The sequence below is a fragment of the Pseudomonas sp. PDM26 genome, assembly GCF_019219185.1.
Taxonomy (GTDB): domain Bacteria; phylum Pseudomonadota; class Gammaproteobacteria; order Pseudomonadales; family Pseudomonadaceae; genus Aquipseudomonas.
In genome coordinates this window covers 292,552-312,677 of the sequence record NZ_JAHUWC010000007.1, presented here as the reverse complement: position 1 = coordinate 312,677, position 20,126 = coordinate 292,552, and the positions used below count along the sequence as shown (strand labels likewise).

The following is a 20,126-nucleotide window of genomic DNA, read 5'->3' as shown; positions in this document are numbered from 1 at the left end:
AGTTTCGACTGCCGTCGCTGCAGCCACACAGCGATACGAAAAACGCCTCGAAGCGTTTTCGACAAATAAGAACAATAAACGGAGTAAGTCATCCATGCAGTCCCTGCAGACCCAGGCTATCGCGCCTGCCCGCCTCTCCCGTTTCAGCCACACTGCGCTTGCCAGCGCTGCTGCCCTTGCCGGTTTTTCACCGTTGAGCCAGGCCGCATTCTTCGACGACAGCTCGGCCACTTTCGAAACCCGCAACATGTACTTCAATCGCGATTATCGCGACGGCACCAGTGCCCAACAGTCCAAGCGTGACGAGTGGGCCCAGGGTTTCATGCTCAATCTTAAATCAGGCTACACCGACGGTACTGTGGGATTCGGTGTCGATGCGCTGGGCATGTTGGGGGTCAAGCTCGATTCAAGCCCTGACCGCACCGGTACCGGCCTGCTACCGACTGACGATGGGCGAGCCGTCGACGAATACTCCAAGCTCGGCCTGACCGGCAAAGTGAAAATCTCCGCCAGCGAGCTGAAAATCGGCACCCTGATTCCGGAACTGCCGATCCTCAAGCCCAACGACGGACGCATCCTGCCGCAGACCTTTGAAGGCGGCATGCTGACCTCCAGGGAGATCAAGAACCTGACCTTCACCGGCGGGCGTCTGGACAAGGCCAAGGATCGCGACAGCACCGACTTCGAGGACGTAGCCCTCAACAACAAGAACAACCGCTTCGCCGGAACAGTGGCTGGCAAGCACTTCGACTTTGGCGGCGTGGACTACAAGTTCACCGACAAAATCACCGGCAGCTACCACTTCGCGCAACTCGATGAAGTCTACAACCAGCACTATCTCGGGCTGGTTGCTTCGCAGCCGTTCGGCCCTGGCACCGTTGCCAGCGACCTGCGATTTGCCATCAGTGATGACCAGGGCGAGGCCCGTGGCGGCCCGATCGACAACAAGTCCCTCAACGGCCTGGTGAGTTATGCCTTGAGCGGGCACAAGTTCAGCGCGGGCTACCAGCACATGTCCGGCGACAGCGCGTTCCCATATGTGGATGGCAGCGACCCGTACCTGGTGAACTTCGTGCAGATCAACGACTTTGCCGGCGCCCAAGAGCGCTCCTGGCAAGCGCGTTATGACTTCGACTTCGTCACCCTCGGCGTCCCCGGCCTGACCTTCATGAGCCGTTACGTGAGCGGTGACAACATCAAGCTCAAGAACGGTGACGAAGGCAAAGAGTGGGAACGTAACAGCGAGATTAAATATGTTGTACAAAGCGGCGCGCTCAAGGATGTCGCCGTGCGTCTGCGCAATGCCACCTACCGCTCCAACTACTCCGCCCGCGATGCCGATGAAGTGCGTCTGCTGGTGAGCTATAGCGTTGCCCTTTGGTAATTCAGTACGTCAATAACAACAACTCCCAAGGAGACTTGAATGAACCTGTCAATGCGTAAACTAGCCCTCGCCGCCAGCGTCCTGCTGCTCACCGGCCAAGCGCTCGCCGAACCCAAACGCCCGGAATGCATCGCCCCGGCCTCGCCCGGCGGTGGTTTCGACCTGACCTGCAAACTGGCGCAAAGCGCGCTGGTCAACGAAAAACTGCTGACCAAACCGATGCGCGTGACCTACATGCCCGGCGGTGTCGGCGCGGTGGCATACAACGCGGTGGTCGCCCAGCGTCCGGCCGATGCCGGCACCCTGGTGGCCTGGTCCAGTGGTTCACTGCTGAACCTTGCGCAAGGCAAGTTCGGTCGTTTCGATGAAACCAACGTGCGCTGGCTGGCCGCCGTTGGCACCAGCTATGGCGCCATCGCGGTTAAAAGCGATTCGCCTTACAAGACTCTGGACGACCTCGTTCAGGCACTGAAGAAAGATCCGAGCAAAGTGGTGATCGGTTCCGGTGGCACCGTCGGCAGCCAGGACTGGATGCAGACCGCGCTGATCGCCAAGGCTGCCGGGATCAACCCGCGTGACCTGCGTTACGTCGCCCTCGAAGGCGGCGGTGAAATCGCCACCGCCCTGCTCGGTGGGCACATCCAGGTCGGCAGCACCGACATCTCCGACTCCATGCCGCACATCCAGAGCGGTGACATGCGTTTGTTGGCAGTGTTCTCCGACAAGCGTCTAGACGAGCCGGAAATGAAGGACATCCCGACAGCACGTGAGCAAGGCTACGACATCGTCTGGCCGGTGGTGCGCGGCTTCTACCTCGGGCCAAAAGTCAGCGACGAAGACTACGCCTGGTGGAAAGCGGCTTTCGACAAATTGCTGGCTTCCGAAGACTTCGCCAAGTTGCGCGATCAGCGCGAGCTCTTCCCGTTCGCCATGACCGGCCCGGAACTGGACACCTACGTGAAAAAGCAGGTTGCGGACTACAAAGTGCTGGCCAAAGAGTTCGGCCTGATCCAGTGATCGTCTCTGTCTAGCGGTTGCGGCTCCGTGTTGGCGGGGCCGCAGCCCAGGAGTTCCCCATGCTCTTACAACGCATTTTCGCCTCGGTGCTATTGCTGGCCTGTATCGGCCTGGCACTGATGGCGTGGCCGTATCAAGCGGCTTTTTCCTACGAACCGGTGGGGCCTCGGGCCTTCCCGTTGTTGATGCTCGGCCTGATGGGCTCGGCACTGTTGTACATGGTATTTCGTCCTGCGCCGATCAAGCACAGCGATGACGAGCCGCCGCTGGATCGCGAAACCCTGACCAAAATCGGAGTCTGTGTGGTGCTGTTGCTGGTGTTCGCCGGCACCTTCGAACCGCTGGGTTTCATCGTCGCCAGCATCCTGATCGGCGTGCCCATGGCCCGTCTGTATGGCGGCCGCTGGGTACCCAGCATCGTGATCATCAGCCTGATGGCCGTCGGCCTCTACCTGCTGTTCGACCGCGTGATGGACGTACCGCTGCCCCTCGGCCTGCTCGACGTTCTGGAGAACTGATATGGATACTCTTGGCTATTTGGGTCAGGGCTTCGGCGTCGCGCTGAGCCCGTACAACCTGGTGACTGCACTGTGCGGCACCCTGATCGGCACCGTGGTCGGGCTGTTGCCGGGCCTCGGTCCGATCAACGGCGTGGCACTGTTGATCCCGATCGCATTCGCCCTCGGCCTGCCACCGGAATCGGCACTGATCCTGCTGGCGGCGGTGTACCTGGGTTGCGAATACGGCGGCAGGATCAGCTCGATTCTGCTGAACATCCCGGGCGAAGCGTCTACCGTGATGACTACCCTCGATGGCTACCCGATGGCCCGCCAGGGCCTGGCCGGTGTCGCGCTGTCGCTGTCGGCATGGAGCTCGTTCATCGGTGCCTTCATCGCGACCTGCGGCATGGTGCTGTTCGCCCCGCTGCTGGCGAAATGGGCGATTGCCTTCGGGCCGGCGGAATACTTCGTGCTGATGGTGTTTGCAATTGTCTGCCTTGGCGGCATGGCCGGTGACCGTCCGTTGAAAACGTTCATCGCGGCGCTGATCGGCCTGTTCCTGTCGAGCGTCGGCATCGACGCCAACAGCGGCGTGTATCGCTTCACCGGGGATAACATCCACCTGACTGACGGCATCCAGTTCGTCGTGCTGGTGCTCGGTCTGTTCTCCATCAGCGAAATCCTTCTGCTGCTGGAAAAAACCCATCACGGCCAGGAAGCGGTGAAAGCCACCGGGCGCATGATGTTCAACTTCAAGGAAGCGGCGTCGGTGTTCACGGTGAACATTCGTTGCGGCGTACTGGGTTTCATCATGGGCGTGTTGCCGGGTGCCGGCGCGACCCTGGCCAGTGCCGTGGCCTACATGACCGAGAAACGCATCGCCGGTGCTGGCGGCAAATTCGGCCAAGGTGACAAGCGCGGCCTTGCCGCCCCGGAAACCGCCATCGGTGGCGCGGCCTGCGGTGCGTTGGTGCCGATGCTGACCCTCGGTGTTCCAGGCTCCGGCACCACGGCCGTGATGATCGGCGCCCTGTCGCTGTACAACATCACCCCAGGCCCGTTGCTGTTCCAGGAACAACCCGACATCGTCTGGGGCCTGATCGCTTCGTTGTTCATCGCCAACGTGATGCTGGTGATCCTCAACATCCCGATGATCCGCGTGTTCACCCGCATCCTCGCGGTGCCAAACTGGGCACTGGTGCCGGTGATTGCGATTATTACCGGGATCGGCGTCTACGCGGTGCATGCCACCACGTTCGACCTGTTCCTGATGATCGGCATCGGCATCTTCGGTTATATCCTGCGCAAACTGGACTTCCCGTTGTCGCCGGTATTGCTGGGCTTCATCCTCGGAGGCTTGATGGAACAGAACCTGCGCCGCGCCCTGTCGATTTCCAACGGTGCGCTGGAAATCCTCTGGTCGAGCCCGATCACCTTCGGTGTCTGGGTCCTGACGGCGATCATGCTGTTGATGCCGATCCTGCGCATCTGGCGCAAACGTTCGGCCACGCAGCGCGCTATCGCCGATGTCTGATCGGCCCCCCTTCAGAAACTGGTGGGGAACCCCGCTGGTCGGCCTGCTTGGCGGCTACCTCGCCAGCCAGGTCGGCTGGCCTTTGCCGTGGATGGTCGGCTCGTTGCTGGCGATCATCCTCGTGCGCTGCCTGACACCCTGGCAATTGGCCGAAATCCCTGGCGGTCGCAAGTGCGGCCAGTGGATCGTCGGCATCGGTATCGGCCTGCACTTCACCCCGCTAGTGATGGAACAGGTACTGAGTCATTTCGGTCTGATCTTCTTCGGTGCGTTGGTCACCAGCCTGTCTGCCGTGGTCGGCGTGTGGCTGATGCGCCGCACCGGTGAAGACCGCGCCACGGCGTTCTTTTCCAGCATGCCCGGTGGTTCCGGGGAAATGGTCAACCTCGGCGCCCGCAATGGTGCGGTACTCAGCCGTGTGGCGGCGGGGCAGAGTTTGCGGGTGTTGGTGGTGGTGCTGTGCGTACCGGCTGCCTTCAAGTATCTGTTGGGCGACGGGGCGCCGATTTCCCATGTTGGCAGCATCGATTGGCGCTGGCTGGCGGTATTGTTTCCTGCTGGCGCGTTGGCCGCCTGGATCTGGGAACGCCTGCGTCAACCCAATCCCTGGCTGTTCGGGCCATTGCTGGTCAGTGCGGCAGTCAGCATCGGCTGGGATCTGCACATCGGTTTACCCAACGGCGGTAGCCAGATCGGCCAATGGTTGATCGGCAGCGGTCTGGGCTGTCACTTCAACCGGCAGTTTTTCCGGCGTGCGCCATCGTTCATGGGCCGCACCTTGATTGGCACGGCGTTGACCATGCTGATCGCCACGGTGGCGGCATTGGGCTTGAGCGCGCTGACCCATCTGGACCTGCGTTCGCTAACATTGGGCATGATGCCCGGCGGCATCGCCGAGATGAGCCTGACGGCGGAAACCCTGCAACTGTCGGTGCCGCTGGTGACGGCGATGCAGGTAATGCGGCTGTTGTTTGTGCTGTTTCTGGCGGAGCCGTTGTTCAGGTATTGGAACCGCAATCCGGAAAAGTCCTGACGCAATCCTGGAGGCAGGTGATGACTGTGGCGAGGGGGCTTGCCCCCGTTCGGCTGCGCAGCAGTCGTAAATACTGCGCGCGCGGTGATTCAGAAAAAACTCATTTACTGGATTTGGGGCCGCTTCGCAGCCCAACGGGGGCAAGCCCCCTCGCCACAAAAGCCCTCCACCCACCCTAAACCGGCGGCAACCGCCACTCGATAGGCGTCTCGCCGTTCTGTTCCAGAAACTTGTTGGTGCGGCTGAAGTGCCCGCAACCGAGGAAGCCGCGATAGGCCGACAGCGGTGACGGGTGCACTGAGGTCAACACCAGATGCTTGGTGGCATCGATCAGTTTCTGCTTGCTCTGGGCATGGGCGCCCCACAGCATGAACACCAGGTGCGGTTGCTGCTGGCTGACCACTTCAATGATTCGATCGGTGAAAAGCTGCCAGCCCTTGTCCTTGTGCGCATTGGCGTTGGCGCGCTCGACGGTCATAGTGGTGTTGAGCATCAGCACGCCCTGATCGGCCCAGCTCTGCAGGTAGCCATGGTTGGGGATATCGATGTTCAGGTCGCGCTTGAGCTCTTTGTAGATGTTCACCAGCGACGGCGGCGCCGGTACGCCGGGTTGCACCGAAAAGCACAAACCATGGGCCTGGCCCGGGCCGTGATAAGGATCCTGGCCGAGGATCACCACCTTGACCTTGTCCAGCGGCGTGGAATTGAGCGCGCTGAAGATCATCGGCCCCGGCGGATAGATCTCCTTGCCGGCCGCCCGTTCCTGTTGCAGGAAGTTTCGCAATTCTGCCATGTAGGGCTGGTCGAATTCGGCACGCAGTGCCTCCTTCCAGCCCGGTTCGAGTTTGATACGGTCGTCAGCAGTCATGGTTACATCCGGCAAAAACAATGGGGCGAACCCTAGGAAAGCTCACCACACTTGTCAATTGATCTGACGCAGATCCGGCACTTTCCCATACACCGATCATACTTAACCTTCAAATTCCCGATCGAGGTCACGATGAATCTGCACTTCGAAGAACTCACCGGCACGGACGGCGCCCGCATTGGCATCGCCAGCCTGGATGCCGAAAATTCCCTCAACGCCCTGTCCCTGCCGATGATCAACGCCCTGCGCGACCGCATGGAGGCTTGGGCCAAGGACCCGCAGATCGTTTGCGTCCTTTTGCGCGGTAACGGCGCCAAGGCTTTTTGCGCCGGCGGCGAAGTGCGCAGCCTGGTGCAAGCCTGTCGCGTCCATCCGGGTGAAGTACCGCCACTGGCTGCGCAGTTTTTTGCGGCGGAGTATCGCCTGGACTTCAAACTGCACACCTACCCCAAGCCGTTGATCTGTTGGGGCCACGGCTATGTGCTCGGCGGCGGCATGGGACTGTTGCAAGGGGCAGGCATCCGTATTGTCACGCCGAGTAGCCGGTTGGCCATGCCGGAGATCAGCATCGGCCTGTACCCGGACGTTGGCGCCAGTTGGTTTCTGTCGCGCCTGCCCGGCAAGCTCGGGTTGTTCCTGGGCCTGACCGGTGCGCACATGAACGGCCGCGATGCCATCGACCTGGACCTGGCAGATCGTTTCCTGCTCGATGAGCAGCAGCCGAAGTTGATCGAAGGTCTGCTGCAATTGAACTGGCAGGAACAGACACCGATGCAGCTCAACAGCCTGCTCAAGGCCCTGCAGCAGGAAGCCGTGGCGCAGATGCCCGAAGCCCAGTGGCTGCCGCGCCGTCAGCAGATCGACGAACTGCTGGATGTCAGCGACGTGCGTTGCGCCTGGAAGGCCATCAGCGCCTTGCGCGATCACAGGGATCTGTTGCTGAACCGCGCGGCCAGGACCCTGAGCGAAGGCGCACCGCTGACCGCTCATCTGGTGTGGGAGCAGATCATCCGTGCCCGGCACCTGTCGCTGGCCGAAGTCTTTCAGATGGAATACACCCTGAGCCTCAACTGTTGTCGTCATCCGGAATTCAGCGAAGGCGTACGTGCCCGGTTGATCGACAAGGATCAGAAGCCGCACTGGCACTGGCCGGATATCAACAACGTGCCAAACGCGGTGGTAGAGGCGCATTTTCACAAGGCGTGGGAAGGTCGGCATCCGTTGGCGGACCTGTCCGAGTACTGAAGTCCGGGCATAAAAAATGTGGGAGCGAGCCTGCTCGCGAAGAGGGTCTGTCAGTTGACGCTATAGGTGTCTGACACACCGCCTTCGCGAGCAGGCTCGCTCCCACAGGTTTTGTATTCAGTTTAATGATTAGCGGTGGTTACCCCGCCAGTTGTGACCGCCACGTTCACTACGATGGTTGCGCCCGTCGTGACCGCGATAGTCGTTGTTCCAGTTCCCACGGCTACGGCCGTCCCAGCCATGGTTCTGATGCATGCGGTAGTCGCCCCGCGACGGCTGATAGTAACGAGGGGCCGACTGGTAATGGCGCGACGGTTGATAGATCCGCGGCTGCGAGTAATAGCGTGGTGTCGGCTGGTAATACCGCGCTGGCGGCACGTAATACCGGGGTGGCGGTGTGTAATAACCATTGGAATAGTAAGAATGCCCCCCGGTGTAATAGGTTGGCGCAGGCGAGGTATACACCTCGGAACTGTAGTAACTGCCTCCTTCGTCGTAGTAAGGCGCGCACCCACCAAGGGATAATCCCAACACAGCTAGCAGAAGTATTCGACAGAGCATGGCGGCCTCCTGGACCGCGGGTAAGCCACACCAGCGACGCTGGCAGGCGACAATCAAATGTTCGATGACTGTCGAAATATCAGACATCGAATTCGGAATCTGGTGCGCGCCTGAAACAAGTGGAAACATCTGGCCGATGAAAGGTTTTTCATCCCTTCACGCCCTGGTTAATGGTGGCCACCGCGATATCCACCGCCGTGATAGCCGTGGCCACGGTAATAACCATGCCCACCGTAGTAATAGGAGCGATAACCACCGTAATAACGTGGGCCGTAATAGCCGCCGTGGTAATAAGGCGAGTAGTAACCGGGATAGTAATAAGGTGCCGCGTAAACATCGGCAGGACCGTCGTAGTAGTAGCAGCCAGACAATCCAAAACCGAGCACTGCACCAAACAACAATCGACGCAACATGACGGCCTCCGTAAAGACCTGTGACAGCAGTCGGCACACACCGGCTGACATCTGTTTTGACTGGCAAAACTCTGCCAAGTGCAACGCCGCGAGTGCCTTCTGATCAGCGGCGGATACGTTCCAATGCGGTGCACTTGCGCGCACGCTCAGCTCCTGCAGGGCCGGGTGTAACCCTCCGTGGCATGTGGGAACGACCATTCGCGGCGCGCATGGAGCAGTTATTTCCCGGCACTCCCCCTGGAATGCATGCCATCGAATGACTGCCAATGGAGCTGCCATGCCGCTTCGCTCGCCACTGTATTCTCAACGCTCGTTGGTCCTCACGCTGGTCGTATTGCTGAGCACAGGCTTCCTCGCTACCTCCTGTTTCAGTTACTACGCCTCTCGGGCATCGATCCGCGACAACATCGCCAACACCGAACTGCCGATGACGGTGAGCATCGGTCTCACCACCCTGCAGCCCGATGACACCTTGCACAGCCTGCTGTCGCGGGCGGATCATGCGATGCATCGGGCCAAACAATGTGGCCGCAACCGAACCTGCGTAGAGAAGTCTCACTCCGTCCATGAACCAGCCTGAGCTCTGCCCCGCCTGCGGCGCCCCCAACGACTGCACCCTGGCCGACCCGCGAACCGCTGACCGCGCCTGCTGGTGCTACGGCGTCAGCATCGACCCGGCGGTGCTCCAGGCGCTGCCGACGGAACTGCGCAACGCCTCGTGCCTGTGCCCGCGTTGCGCCGAGGTCGAGGCGCAGTTGCAAGCAGCGCCCGAATCGTTCTAGTAAGATGCGCGCCCCTTTCTTCACTGATCCTAAGCCATGCGCGTCGACCGTTTCCTCAGCAACCTGCCGTGCTTCAACCGTAAACAGGTGCGCCTGTTGCTGGTGGAAAAACGCGTCAGGGTTGACGGAAAAGTCGTCAGCGACCCGCACAGCGAAGTCCGCGAATTCAGCCGCGTCGAAGTCGACAACGACGTGCTGCAAGTCGGTAAACCCCTGCGCCACTTCATGCTGCACAAACCTGCCGGTTGCGTCAGCGCTACCAAGGATCCGCAGCACCCGACCGTGCTCGATTTGATCCACGAGCCGGACAAGGAAGAACTGCACATCGCCGGACGCCTGGATTTCAATACCACCGGTCTGATGCTGATCACCAACGACGGCAGCTGGTCGCGACGCTTGACCCAACCACAGACCAAACTGCCCAAGGTCTATTACGTCGAAACCGAACAGGACATCGGCCCCGAATACGCGATCAAGTTCAGCCAAGGGCTGTACTTCGCCTTCGAAGACCTCACCACGCAACCGGCCGGGCTAGAGCTGCTCGGGCCAAAGTGCGCACGCCTGAGCATCGTCGAAGGCCGCTATCACCAGGTCAAGCGCATGTTCGGCCACTTCAACAACAAGGTGATGCGCCTGCACCGCGAACGCATGGGGCCGCTGGTGCTCGACGACGCGTTGAAACCGGGCGAATACCGCTCACTGAGCGATGCAGAGATCGGATTGATCTAAGCAGGCGACCGCCGAGCAGAAAGTTGTCGAACAATTTACCAATGGCACTTGCGCGATGACGTGACCCCTGCTTGAATCAGGACGTCGGCCGAAATGTGACCGACGAGTCACCACATACTTCTAAGAAACTTTTTGCCGGTAGGAACCCAGGGGTTCCGGCCTCATCCGGCAGACTGCCCGCCAATAACAATACCCGTCGACCGGACTGCAGTGGATCGACATGGGCCTCTCAAATTCCAGGCGTATGCCTACCTGTCACAAAGCTCGTGCAATCTCTATTTGCGCGCATACCCGCTTGCCAGGAGTCTTATGACATGAGGCCAGAAATCGCTGTGTTGGATATACAGGGTCAGTATCGGGTTTACACGGAGTTCTATCGCGCAGACGCCGCAGAGAAGACCATTATCTTGGTCAACGGCTCGATGGCCACGACTGCGTCGTTTGCACAAACCGTGAAAAACCTCCATCCGCAGTTCAACGTCGTCTGCTACGACCAGCCCTACGCGGGCCGGTCAAAAGCCCACAACCTGCATGAGAAAATGCTCACCAAGGAAATCGAAGGACAGATCCTGCTTGAGCTGATCGACCACTTCGCCGCCGAACACGTGCTGTCGTTTTCCTGGGGCGGTGCCGCGACCATGATGGCGTTGTCGCAACGACCACGGCGCATCGAAAAAGCCGTGATCAGCTCGTTCTCCCCGGTGATCAACGCACACATGCTCGACTACCTCGAGCGCGGCGTCGAACACCTCGGCAACCTGGACCGCGACCGGGTCGGGCACCTGGTGAACGACACCATCGGCAAACACCTGCCGTCGTTGTTCAAGCGTTTCAACTATCGCCACGTCAGCTCCCTGGCCGAACATGAGTACGGGCAGATGCACTTCCACATCAACGACGTGCTGCACAGCGACCGCCAGTGCTACCTGCACGCGGCGAAAAAAATCGACGTGCCAGTGCTGTTCCTCAACGGCGAATGGGATGAATACACCGCCGCCGCCGACGCCCGGTTGTTCGAAAGCCACGTGCAACACAGCACGTTCAGTACCCTTCAGGCCACCGGCCACTTTCTCGACATGGAGCACAAAGCCGCCTGCCGAGACAGCCGCAACGCACTGATGGGTTTCCTGAAACCAGCGCAACACGAAAGCCGACCGCGTTACCACAAAGTCCAGGAACATCATGCATTGGCAATCTGAAGTAGCGTCATCGCGAGCAAGCCCCGCCCTGCTGCGTTAAACGTATTCTGCAGGCGCGAGGTTTGCCCGCGATCGACCGTCAGACGGTCCGGGCTTTTTTGTCACATCTGCGTTAAACCCGCCCCACGTAAAGAAAAACTTCAAATCCATGGCCGTATCTGGTACAAAGTCAACGCTCTGAGCGGGTGTCGTATAATGGCATTACTCCAGCTTCCCAAGCTGATAACGAGGGTTCGATTCCCTTCACCCGCTCCAATCGAATTTTTATCTCACGTCAGGGTGGTTTTGACGGGGGATGTAGAGACAGAAAAAACCGGCCTTGATGGCCGGTTTTTTTATGCCTGAAATTCGAGTGTCACGTGTTCACGGCAAAACCTCGCAATACACAAAACAGGTAATGACAGGCTTACCCAAAGCCTTTGCCACAGCGCCCTCCTAGACTCGAAGCCTATCGCTTTCCCGCCGAACCCAGGAGGGTTTGGTAGGTATAGTGTTGATAACAAAATTTCAGTAGGTATAGTAACCACAAGCACACCACAGGGAGGTGATGTGAATAGCCGATTTTTGATAAGCCAACTCGTTGCGGACGGCTGGTATCTGGTACGGATCAGAGGCAGCCATCATCACTTCAAGCATCCGACCAAACCGGGGCTGGTGACTGTCCCTCACCCGAAGAAAGATCTGCTCAAGAAAACGGCCATCAGTATTTTGCAACAGGCGCTGCTCTGAGGAGCCCGATGCGCTACGTCCGTGGAGGACAATCAACATGCTGTACCCAATTGCAATTTCAATGGGGGACGATAAACACGCCTGGGGCGTGGAAGTTCCTGACATTCCAGGGTGCTTTTCCGCTGGGGAAGACCTGGATGACGCGATGGCCATGGCGCGGGAAGCCATCGAGGGCCACTTCGAGATTCTGGCCGAAGACGGATCACCAATTCCCCCTGCCAATAAAGTGACCTTGCATGCTGCCAACCCAAAGTACGCTGGGTGTGCATGGGCGCTGGTGGACATTGATGTAACCAAATATCTGGGCAAGGCCCAGAAGCTGAATATCACTTTGCCTGGCTACCTGCTCAACCGGATTGATGAATACGTACTGCACCACCCGGAAGAGAAAAGTCGTTCGGGTTTTCTGGCCTCGGCGGCACTCAAGGTGTTGCAACAGGGCTAAGAACGTTGCTTTTTGAAATGAACAAACCGGTCCCAAGTGGCCGGTTTTTTTGTGGGCGGGATTTGATGAAGGGCCCGTCGAAGTCAGTGCAAAGACCCACTTTTAAAGGCCCAACGGAGATCAACGCCAGAAAAAGCAACGTCCTACACGACACTGGGAAATGTCCGTACACTTGCGCATTGCTGTGCCTTTGTCATGAGACCTATAGTCCGACCGCGCCCAAATGGCGTATCGGGTTTGGCGACTCGGTAACAACGGTACAGAAGGCTCCGAGGATTTCTCGGAGCACTTTTGATCACGCTTGGCTGCTTTTTCGGTAGCTGTGCGTGGGAGACCTTCGGGTCTGCCGGTTTTACCATTGTCCGGTTCGCCAACCCGCGTACAGCTACCACCCTATTGTTTGGCGACGATTGAGTGGTAGGTCTTCCACCTACAATTGGTACTCACTCATGAAAGAATTCATGGCTTTAACCAGCAACGCCGACGACCTCCCCTCCCTCTACGTCAACACCACCCAACCCCTGCACTCCCTGCTCAGCACCGCCAGCTACAGAATTCGCGCCGTAACTCAGCTTCTTGAAAATCTCGCAATGTGCGGCGACCTGACCTCTGACATCGTGGTGCTGAGCGACTTCGCATTGCTCTGCTGCGTGCCGCTACGCGACGGTTGCGATGTGCTGGACGTTATCGCTCGACGCATGGATGCAGCTCCGTCCTGACGTCCCATGCCCGATCTTCCAGTGCTGGCTTGGTCCGGTACTATGTTCGGGCTTTTTCTTTCCGGGACATGGACTTTTACATGACTCAAAACATCTACGACAACCCTCAATTTTTCCAGGGCTACAGCCAGATGGCCCGCTCCATCGGCGGTCTCGATGCCGCGCCGGAGTGGCCTGCACTGAAGGCCATGCTGCCGCCCATGCAGGGCTTGAAGGTGGTGGATCTCGGTTGCGGCTACGGTTGGTTTTGCCGTTGGGCCAGTGAGCAAGGCGTCGAATGCGTGCTCGGTCTGGATGTTTCGGAAAAGATGCTGGAACAGGCACGCAAGTCCACATCCGCATCCAACATCCGTTATGAGCGCGCCGACCTGGAACAGCTCGATCTGCCCGCCGCCACGTTCGATCTGGCCTACAGCTCCCTGGCACTGCATTACATCAAGGACTTGCCTGGACTGTTCACGCATCTCTACGCAGCCCTCAAACCCGGATCGCATTTCGTGTTTTCCATCGAGCACCCGATCTTCATGGCTCCGCGCAATCCTGGCTGGATCATCGATGCCGAGGGCCGCAAGAGTTGGCCCGTGGACGGTTATCAGATGGAAGGCGAGCGAGTGACCAACTGGCTGGCGGACGGCGTGATCAAGCAGCATCGAACCATCGGGACGTTGTTCAACTCGCTGATAGCGGCGGGTTTCAGCATCCGCCATGTCAACGAATGGGGGCCGAGCGATGCCGAGGTGGCGGCGCAGCCAGCGCTTGCCGAAGAGCGGGAACGGCCGATGATGATGCTGGTCGGCGTTCAGCGTTGATGGATAAAAAGGGACAGATAAGTCTGTCCCTTTTTCCCATCAGCGGGTTGCGACGATAAACAGTCGCGGAAATGGCAGCAGTACCGAACCATCGGCCACTACCGGATACGCCCGCTCGATAGCAACCTGATACTGCTTCAGATATTGCACCCGTTCCGTCTCATCCAGCGGATCGAGAAACGGCCGCAGCGCGCTGCCCTTGAACCACTCCACCACGCCAGACGCGCCGCCCGCCAAGGGATGGTGGTAAGTGGTGCGCCACACATCGACGCGGGTGCAACAGGCTTTGAGTATCGAGTAGTAACCGCTGGCATCGGCCATTTCAGCCCTCTGCCCGGCGGCGCCTGCCAGTTTGCCGACCCAAGGGCCATCAGCGGCGACTTCACGCATCAAGCGGTGCGAGTGTTCATTCAGGTTGTCAGGCATCTGGACGGCCAGGCTGCCACCCGGCGCCAGTTTGCTCACCAGCGACGGTAGCAACGTGGCGTGATCAGGCACCCACTGCAACACCGCGTTGGCGAAAATCACATCGAACGGGCCGCTGTCATTCCAGGTGTCGATGTCGGCGATGTCGAACTGCACCTGCGGCAAGCGCTTGCGAGCGGCTTCGATCATGTCGCTGGAACTGTCCAGCCCGCGCACTGTGGCATCGGCAAAACGCTCCACCAGTAACTCGGTGGAGTTACCGGGGCCGCAACCGATATCGATGGCCGAACGCACGTCCCCGGCGGGAATGGCCGCCAGCAGGTCACGGGCGGGACGGGTGCGTTCATCTTCAAAAGCGACGTACTGTTTGGCGGACCAACTCATTGCGTTCTCCTGTCGGTGTGTTGTCCTCGGGCGGCTACGATACCGCAGCGAACACCGCCAAATGTTTCAGAGAATCATCTTTTCGGCCACGTCGAGTACTTGACCTCAATGGCCTGAATTCAACGCATAACCCCAATCCGCCTCTGGATCAGAGCTAAAAAAAACGGCGCGTGATCAAAGTTCCGCGCCGTATGCGTTCAATCCTTATGCTCAACTTTTAGCCTGCAACGCCTTGGCCATTTGCAGATGATTTTGCAATTTGGGCAGGGTTTCTTCGGCGAACGCCTTGATTTCCGGCAGGTCGGTGGTTTGTGCTTCCTGCTGCAACTGATCGATGGCTTCCTGGGTGGTCTTCACCTGACTGGCTGCATAGGCCTCGTCGTAGGTCTCCCCTTCCATGATTTGTGGCATCAGGGCTTTGGCTTTTTCGACAACCTCTTCGCGCGGGGCGACAGGTAAATCCAGTTGTTTGGCGATTTTCGCCAAGTGCTGGTTCGCAGTGGTGCGGTCGTTGATGACGACGATAGTGTAGTCCTTGACCTCTTTGGACTCGGATTTCTGGTGCGCCAGGCGGCTCACTTCGATATCGGCGATACCTTTTGCCGAGGCCTCGTCGATGAACTCGGCGGGCGACTGGGCAAAGGCGCTGCTGGCAATCAGGCCCAGTAACGTGGCAAAACTGACATTACATAATCGGGTGGCCATCCGGTTCATGGTCGCGCCCTCCTTTTCAAAGTCAAACGGGAGCTTTCGCCCCCGCTTCTCAATCAAAACCACCTGCATCCTTTAGCGGGTTTTCTGACCGCCCTTGCGACCCATGCCAGGTTTGGCAGGGTCTTTATCGACGGTCGTGGTGGTGGTTTTCCCACCCTTGCGACCGGCTTCAGAGGCCTTCGTTCGATCGTTGGCGAAGTTTCCCGAGTTCGAGTTTCTTGAATTAGGCATGATTCTCTTCCTCCTGGTGATGATCGCGGCGAGCTGCAGCCCCCATAGAATCTGAAGTTGCGCGTCCTAAAAGGTTTAGAAAATTGCATGGATACCACGACGAACGGTGCCCGGTTTTCAGACCAGTCGCAGGTGATGCTCGCGTTTGGCGCAGTACATCGCCTCGTCGGCATGCCTGAACAATTGCTTCTCTTCGGTGCCGTGATCGGGGTATCGAGCGACGCCGATACTTGGCTGGATGTTCACACTGTGCCCGTCCAGACGCAGGGGCTGGACCAGGACCTGACGGATTTTCTCGACCACGATGTCGGTATCGCCTGCAGCGCGAATGCTGTGCAACAACACCACGAATTCATCGCCGCCGATGCGGGCCACGGTATCGGTTTCCCGTACGCAGCCCTTGAGCCGGTTGGCCACCGCTTGCAGCAGCATGTCGCCGACTGCGTGGCCATGGGTGTCGTTGACTTGCTTGAAGCGGTCGAGGTCGACGTACAACAGCGCCATGCGCCCGCGGTCCTCCCGGGCCGCTTGCAGTGATGCCTTGAGCCGCTCGCGCAGCAGTTCGCGGTTGGGTAACTGGGTCAATTGGTCGTACTGGGCCATGTATTGCAGGCGGGCATGCAGTTGCTTGCGCTCGATGGCGGTTGCGACCTGGGCGCAGACGTATTGCAGCAGTTCCTTGTCTTGCTCGGTGTAGCGCTCGCCGCCCGGAATGCTTTTGACGATCAATGCGCCAATGGTGCCGTTTTGCGAGTTCAGCGGCACACCCAGCCAACACGGTGCGTTCTGCCCGGTCAACAGCGCTTCGAAGCCGGCAGGCGGTGTGCTCTGGTCCGGGGTCAACAGGATCGGCTGCCCCGTGCGGATCACTTCGGTGCACAGGCGCCCGGTCATGGTTCCGGGCTGTTCGGGCTGTGGCTCGTGGTCATCGACGTGATAAGGGAAATTCAACTGCGCGCAGCGCTCGTCGTACAGCGCCACGGAAAAATTCAGTGCCGGCAGCCATTCGCCGATGATCATGTGGATGCGCTTGAACAACGCCAGCAGATCCTCCGCCGCGTGGGCCGCCTCGGAAATCGCATATAACGCTGCCTGCCGGGATTCGGCCTGCTTGCGTTCGGTGATGTCGCGAGCCACCGCGATGCGCAATTGATCGTCCTCGGACCAACGTGCCGACCAGAGGATGTGTACCACGCTGCCATCCTTGCGCAGGTAGCGGTTTTCGAAGTTGAGCTTGGGTTCGCCACCCATGATTTCCCGGGCAGCGTCGAGGGTGCGCTGGCGATCGGCCGGGTGCACCATATCGATCATCGTTTCTCCGATCATCTCGTCGGCGCTGTAGCCGAAAATGCGCTCGCACGCCGCGCTGACAAAGACGAAACGGCCCTGTTTATCCACCGCGCAGACGGCGTCCAGCAACAGATCGATATAGCTCGCCAGCGGCGCGGAGTTTCGGTTTTCCATGGTTCAGCGTGGGTGTCCCGATTATGCAGTGCTCATCAATCATCCCTGCCCTGTCGGCCTTGCGTCCTTGTGATCACATTCAAGCCTTGTTCGGCATCAGCCCCGGCAACGCATGGACCAGCGCGTTGATGGCGAAACCGATGAACATCACCCCGCACAACCGAGTGATTGCCAGTTCATGACGCTGGTACAAGCTGCGCACTCGCCGCGCACCGACAACACCGACGAGAATAGCGTAGGCGAGCAACCCGCCGACGAAACTCAGGGCGATCAGCGCCGGCAGCATTGACCAGTGGAGCAGTTCCGCGCGGCTCGACAACAGTGCCGTGAACGTCGCCACCGCTACCGGATAGGCCTTCGGATTGGTCAAACCGAACAGAATGCCGTGCCAGAACGGTTTCCGCGCCGGCCCCTGTGGCGCATCAGCGCTGCTGCGCCGGGCGCGCACCGCACGCCAGCCAAGCCAGAACAGGTACAGGCCGCTGAGCACACCGAGCACGTCGAACGCGGTACTGCCGATCTCCCGCGCACCGACAATCGCGATCAGCGCCGTGCTGCACCAGAGCACATCGCCGAGCAAATGCCCGCACAGAAACCCCGCCCCGGCCCGTCGCCCATGGGCCGCGCCAATGCCGAACACTGCCAGCACACCCGGCCCCGGGGTGATGCCGTAGATAAAACCCGAGGCAAGCACGGCCATTAGCAACGATGGGGTCATGGGGAATCCTTTTGAACAACTTGGTGAATGGTGGCCAGTCTATATCAGGTCATTGCCTGTCGACTGAAACATCTCGACAGACGAACGGGTTGGCCCCGCCCCACAGATGGCGGTGTAGTATGTTGTATTACAAACCACTACATCGAGACCACCATGTCAGTTATGTCCCTGCGCATACCAGACGAAATCGCCGATACCCTCGCGAGTCTTTCCAAAGCAACGGGCCGCAGCAAATCATTTCTGGCCGTGGATGCGCTGCGTGAATACCTGGCCCGTGAAGCGTGGCAAATCGAGGAAATTCAGAAAGCCTTGAAAGAAGCCGATGAAGGTGACTTCGCGACACAAGAGGAAGTGAATGCAATGGCTGACAAGTGGACGACGAATGCCCGCTGAGTGGTTGCGTACGGCGTTAAAGAATCTGGATGATGAAGCCGCGTACATCGCCATCGAGAACCCAAAAGCTGCAGCAGATTTTGTCCAGGCGATTCTCGCCAGTGTCGATCACCTTGCCCGATTTCCAGCGACGGGTCGTGAAGGACGCTTACCCGGTACCCGGGAATGGATCATGCCACATCGCCCCTATTTGATTCCCTACCGGGTTCGCCAAGGTCGGCTTCAGGTACTACGAATTTTTCATACGCGTCGCCTGCCACCTTCCAATTGGTAAAGGCCATTTTAGAAAAGCCTCTAGCGATCGATCCCCTCCCCAATCCTGCGATTCAACCAGTTCAACGCCTGATCCCCGCCCCGCCGTTTATGCCACGCCAACACAAAGGTGAACGACGGAATGTGAAACGGCGGTGGCACGACGACCAATGAGGACTCATGGATATCGCGCAATCCTCGCGACGCGACGGTGAGGATCAAGTCCGTTCCGCTAATGAGTTCCGGGGCCACGCTCCAGTGCGGCAGGCTGATGGCGACACGCCGGCGCTCGCGCAATGCAGTCAAGGCGCGCTCGATTTCCGGGGTGCCGCTGCCGCGCATCTCCAGCAGTACATGAGGCCGAGCCAGGTAGGTGGGCAGGTCGAGGACACCATCGATGGGCAAGCTTTTGCGGTCGACCAGGCAGGCGTAGTGCTCTTCGAACAGCGCCGTGCTGCGCAACTCGTTGGGCATTTCCGGGAACACACCGGCGGCGACATCAATGTCACCGTTGAGCACCCCTTCGAGCATGCTTTCGCGACTGCCATGGCTGATTTGCAGGTCAATGCCCGGCGCTTCACGGCGCAAGGTTCGGATCAGTCCCGGCAGGACGATGGCGGCGCCATAGTCGGACATCGCCAGGCGGAAAGTGCGCCTGGTGGTCGCGGGATCGAAGGCGTTCGGCGCCAGCAGCGCTTGCACCTGGGCGAGGGCTTCGGCCAGCGGTGCCACCAGCTCCAGCGCTCGCGGAGTCGGCACAAGGCCGGCCCCGGCGCGCACCAGCAGCGGATCACCAAGCAGGTCGCGCAATCGCGCCAGCGCATGGCTGACCGCTGGCTGGCTCAGGTGCAGACGCTCAGCCGCCCGGGTCACGTGTTGCTCGGCGAGCAGGGCGTCGAGGATCACCAGCAAGTTGAGGTCGATGCGTCGCAGATCATTCATCTGGTGCATGTTCAGGATAACAAAACGGAATTTAAATCTGCGCGACGAATACTCTAGAGTCCAGCAAAACCTGTTGGAGATCAATCATGAGTACGTTGCATTGGGCCGGTCTGATGGGGCTGGCGATGATCGCCGGGGCGGTGGTGCCGTTTCAGAGTGCGATCAACGTCAATCTTGGACGCGGGTTGGGCCATCCGTTGTGGGCGACGCTCGCCTCGTTGCTGGTGAGCGTTGTGGTGTTGCTGCCGATCATCGTTGCAATGCGCTTGCCGTTGCCGTCACTGGCGTTCATCAGCAAGGCGCCGCCTTGGATGTGGGCCGGTGGCGTGTTTGGGGTGTGTTTTATTTCCCTGGCATTGGTACTGCTGCCCAAGCTGGGTGCCGCGGGGTTCATGGCATTGGCGCTGGCGGGGCAAGTGGTGGCGTCGTTGTTGCTGGATCACTACGGCTGGTTTGGGTTGGTGGAGCGGCAGGTCACCTTGCCGAAGATGTTTGGGGTGGCGCTGTTGATGGCCGGGGTGGTGTTGATTCAGTTTAGTGACGCTGCGGAAAAAGCGATGACAGCGACTTCTTGAAGATCAAAAGATCGCAGCCTCCGGCAGCTCCTGGGGATGCGTGGTCCGAGTAGGAGCTGC

The 20,126-nt window shown here is 59.3% G+C and carries 26 protein-coding genes and 1 tRNA gene; 18 read left to right on the top strand and 9 right to left on the bottom strand.

Going from position 1 to position 20,126, the window contains the following annotated elements; all coding sequences use genetic code 11:
* Positions 1-94: 94 nt before the first annotated feature.
* From KW849_RS16330 to KW849_RS16310, 5 genes are read left to right on the top strand one after another with little or no spacing between them, the layout of a single operon-like run.
* Positions 95-1,384, top strand: a complete 1,290-nt coding sequence (locus tag KW849_RS16330) for an OprD family porin (RefSeq protein WP_218430374.1) — start codon at positions 95-97, stop codon at positions 1,382-1,384.
* Positions 1,385-1,423: 39 nt separating this feature from the next.
* Positions 1,424-2,401 (top strand): tripartite tricarboxylate transporter substrate binding protein, encoded by a 978-nt coding sequence (locus KW849_RS16325; RefSeq protein WP_218430373.1) that lies wholly within the window; start codon positions 1,424-1,426, stop codon positions 2,399-2,401.
* A 59-nt stretch (positions 2,402-2,460) separates the two neighbouring features.
* A complete protein-coding gene (locus KW849_RS16320) occupies positions 2,461-2,919 on the top strand; it encodes a tripartite tricarboxylate transporter TctB family protein (protein WP_218430372.1) in 459 nt (152 codons plus the stop codon).
* A gap of 1 nt (position 2,920) precedes the next feature.
* Positions 2,921-4,435, top strand: a complete 1,515-nt coding sequence (locus KW849_RS16315) for a tripartite tricarboxylate transporter permease (protein ID WP_218430371.1) — start codon at positions 2,921-2,923, stop codon at positions 4,433-4,435.
* Entirely contained in the window at positions 4,428-5,468 is a 1,041-nt protein-coding gene (locus tag KW849_RS16310; protein WP_218430370.1) for an AbrB family transcriptional regulator, read from the top strand. The genes KW849_RS16315 and KW849_RS16310 overlap by 8 nt, the downstream gene beginning before the upstream one ends.
* Before the next feature lie 175 nt (positions 5,469-5,643).
* Here the strand turns inward: KW849_RS16310 and ung are convergent, their stop codons facing one another.
* Positions 5,644-6,336 carry a uracil-DNA glycosylase gene (gene ung, locus KW849_RS16305; protein ID WP_218430369.1) on the bottom strand — a complete coding sequence of 231 codons (693 nt, stop codon included), beginning with the start codon at positions 6,334-6,336 and terminating at the stop codon, positions 5,644-5,646.
* Positions 6,337-6,468: 132 nt separating this feature from the next.
* On the opposite strand from ung, the gene KW849_RS16300 reads away from it, so the two are divergent.
* Complete coding sequence (locus KW849_RS16300) at positions 6,469-7,581, top strand: enoyl-CoA hydratase/isomerase family protein (RefSeq protein ID WP_218430368.1); 1,113 nt, start codon at positions 6,469-6,471, stop codon at positions 7,579-7,581.
* A 129-nt stretch (positions 7,582-7,710) separates the two neighbouring features.
* On the opposite strand, the gene KW849_RS16295 is transcribed toward KW849_RS16300, so the two are convergent.
* Both KW849_RS16295 and KW849_RS16290 read right to left on the bottom strand, forming a co-directional pair.
* Complete coding sequence (locus KW849_RS16295; protein ID WP_218430367.1) at positions 7,711-8,142, bottom strand: hypothetical protein; 432 nt, start codon at positions 8,140-8,142, stop codon at positions 7,711-7,713.
* 167 nt (positions 8,143-8,309) lie between these two features.
* Positions 8,310-8,555 (bottom strand): hypothetical protein, encoded by a 246-nt coding sequence (locus KW849_RS16290; RefSeq protein ID WP_115948418.1) that lies wholly within the window; start codon positions 8,553-8,555, stop codon positions 8,310-8,312.
* Between the two features lie 277 nt (positions 8,556-8,832).
* On the opposite strand from KW849_RS16290, the gene KW849_RS31875 reads away from it, so the two are divergent.
* The 9 genes from KW849_RS31875 (at position 8,833) to KW849_RS16240 (ending at position 13,967) form a co-directional block, all read left to right on the top strand.
* Complete coding sequence (locus KW849_RS31875; RefSeq protein WP_371319145.1) at positions 8,833-9,135, top strand: GGDEF domain-containing protein; 303 nt, start codon at positions 8,833-8,835, stop codon at positions 9,133-9,135.
* Positions 9,122-9,337 (top strand): cysteine-rich CWC family protein, encoded by a 216-nt coding sequence (locus KW849_RS16275; protein WP_218430366.1) that lies wholly within the window; start codon positions 9,122-9,124, stop codon positions 9,335-9,337. The genes KW849_RS31875 and KW849_RS16275 overlap by 14 nt, the downstream gene beginning before the upstream one ends.
* A 36-nt stretch (positions 9,338-9,373) precedes the next feature.
* Positions 9,374-10,066: a pseudouridine synthase gene (locus tag KW849_RS16270; RefSeq protein WP_218430365.1), complete on the top strand. Its 693-nt coding sequence runs from the start codon at positions 9,374-9,376 to the stop codon at positions 10,064-10,066.
* Positions 10,067-10,380: 314 nt separating this feature from the next.
* Positions 10,381-11,265 (top strand): alpha/beta fold hydrolase, encoded by an 885-nt coding sequence (locus KW849_RS16265; protein ID WP_218430364.1) that lies wholly within the window; start codon positions 10,381-10,383, stop codon positions 11,263-11,265.
* 181 nt (positions 11,266-11,446) lie between these two features.
* Positions 11,447-11,520: transfer RNA gene (locus tag KW849_RS16260), tRNA-Gly, on the top strand.
* 294 nt (positions 11,521-11,814) lie between these two features.
* Positions 11,815-11,994, top strand: coding sequence for a type II toxin-antitoxin system HicA family toxin (locus tag KW849_RS16255; protein WP_077184214.1), 180 nt, complete (start codon positions 11,815-11,817; stop codon positions 11,992-11,994).
* A gap of 37 nt (positions 11,995-12,031) precedes the next feature.
* Positions 12,032-12,439, top strand: coding sequence for a type II toxin-antitoxin system HicB family antitoxin (locus KW849_RS16250; RefSeq protein ID WP_218430363.1), 408 nt, complete (start codon positions 12,032-12,034; stop codon positions 12,437-12,439).
* Positions 12,440-12,888: 449 nt separating this feature from the next.
* Complete coding sequence (locus KW849_RS16245; protein ID WP_218430362.1) at positions 12,889-13,158, top strand: short-chain dehydrogenase; 270 nt, start codon at positions 12,889-12,891, stop codon at positions 13,156-13,158.
* Between the two features lie 80 nt (positions 13,159-13,238).
* Positions 13,239-13,967 (top strand): bifunctional 2-polyprenyl-6-hydroxyphenol methylase/3-demethylubiquinol 3-O-methyltransferase UbiG, encoded by a 729-nt coding sequence (locus tag KW849_RS16240; RefSeq protein WP_218430361.1) that lies wholly within the window; start codon positions 13,239-13,241, stop codon positions 13,965-13,967.
* Between the two features lie 39 nt (positions 13,968-14,006).
* On the opposite strand, the gene tam is transcribed toward KW849_RS16240, so the two are convergent.
* The 5 genes from tam to KW849_RS16215 form a co-directional block, all read right to left on the bottom strand.
* Positions 14,007-14,777, bottom strand: a complete 771-nt coding sequence (gene tam / locus KW849_RS16235; RefSeq protein WP_218430360.1) for a trans-aconitate 2-methyltransferase — start codon at positions 14,775-14,777, stop codon at positions 14,007-14,009.
* Positions 14,778-14,987: 210 nt separating this feature from the next.
* Entirely contained in the window at positions 14,988-15,491 is a 504-nt protein-coding gene (locus KW849_RS16230; protein WP_218430359.1) for a DUF4142 domain-containing protein, read from the bottom strand.
* A gap of 72 nt (positions 15,492-15,563) precedes the next feature.
* Positions 15,564-15,722 (bottom strand): KGG domain-containing protein, encoded by a 159-nt coding sequence (locus KW849_RS16225; protein ID WP_218430358.1) that lies wholly within the window; start codon positions 15,720-15,722, stop codon positions 15,564-15,566.
* A gap of 117 nt (positions 15,723-15,839) precedes the next feature.
* A complete protein-coding gene (locus tag KW849_RS16220) occupies positions 15,840-17,186 on the bottom strand; it encodes a bifunctional diguanylate cyclase/phosphodiesterase (RefSeq protein ID WP_218430357.1) in 1,347 nt (448 codons plus the stop codon).
* Between the two features lie 79 nt (positions 17,187-17,265).
* The gene (locus tag KW849_RS16215) at positions 17,266-17,904 is read right to left on the bottom strand and encodes a LysE family translocator (RefSeq protein WP_218430356.1); all 639 of its coding nucleotides are present in this window, start codon (positions 17,902-17,904) and stop codon (positions 17,266-17,268) included.
* A gap of 153 nt (positions 17,905-18,057) precedes the next feature.
* On the opposite strand from KW849_RS16215, the gene KW849_RS16210 reads away from it, so the two are divergent.
* Entirely contained in the window at positions 18,058-18,297 is a 240-nt protein-coding gene (locus KW849_RS16210) for a CopG family ribbon-helix-helix protein (RefSeq protein WP_218430355.1), read from the top strand.
* Positions 18,287-18,571, top strand: coding sequence for a type II toxin-antitoxin system RelE/ParE family toxin (locus tag KW849_RS16205; protein ID WP_218430354.1), 285 nt, complete (start codon positions 18,287-18,289; stop codon positions 18,569-18,571). The genes KW849_RS16210 and KW849_RS16205 overlap by 11 nt, the downstream gene beginning before the upstream one ends.
* Before the next feature lie 20 nt (positions 18,572-18,591).
* Here the strand turns inward: KW849_RS16205 and KW849_RS16200 are convergent, their stop codons facing one another.
* Positions 18,592-19,500, bottom strand: coding sequence for a LysR family transcriptional regulator (locus tag KW849_RS16200; protein ID WP_218430353.1), 909 nt, complete (start codon positions 19,498-19,500; stop codon positions 18,592-18,594).
* A gap of 77 nt (positions 19,501-19,577) precedes the next feature.
* Here KW849_RS16200 and KW849_RS16195 point away from each other — a divergent pair, with 77 nt between their 5' ends.
* A complete protein-coding gene (locus KW849_RS16195; RefSeq protein WP_218430352.1) occupies positions 19,578-20,066 on the top strand; it encodes a DMT family transporter in 489 nt (162 codons plus the stop codon).
* Positions 20,067-20,126 lie beyond the last annotated feature (60 nt).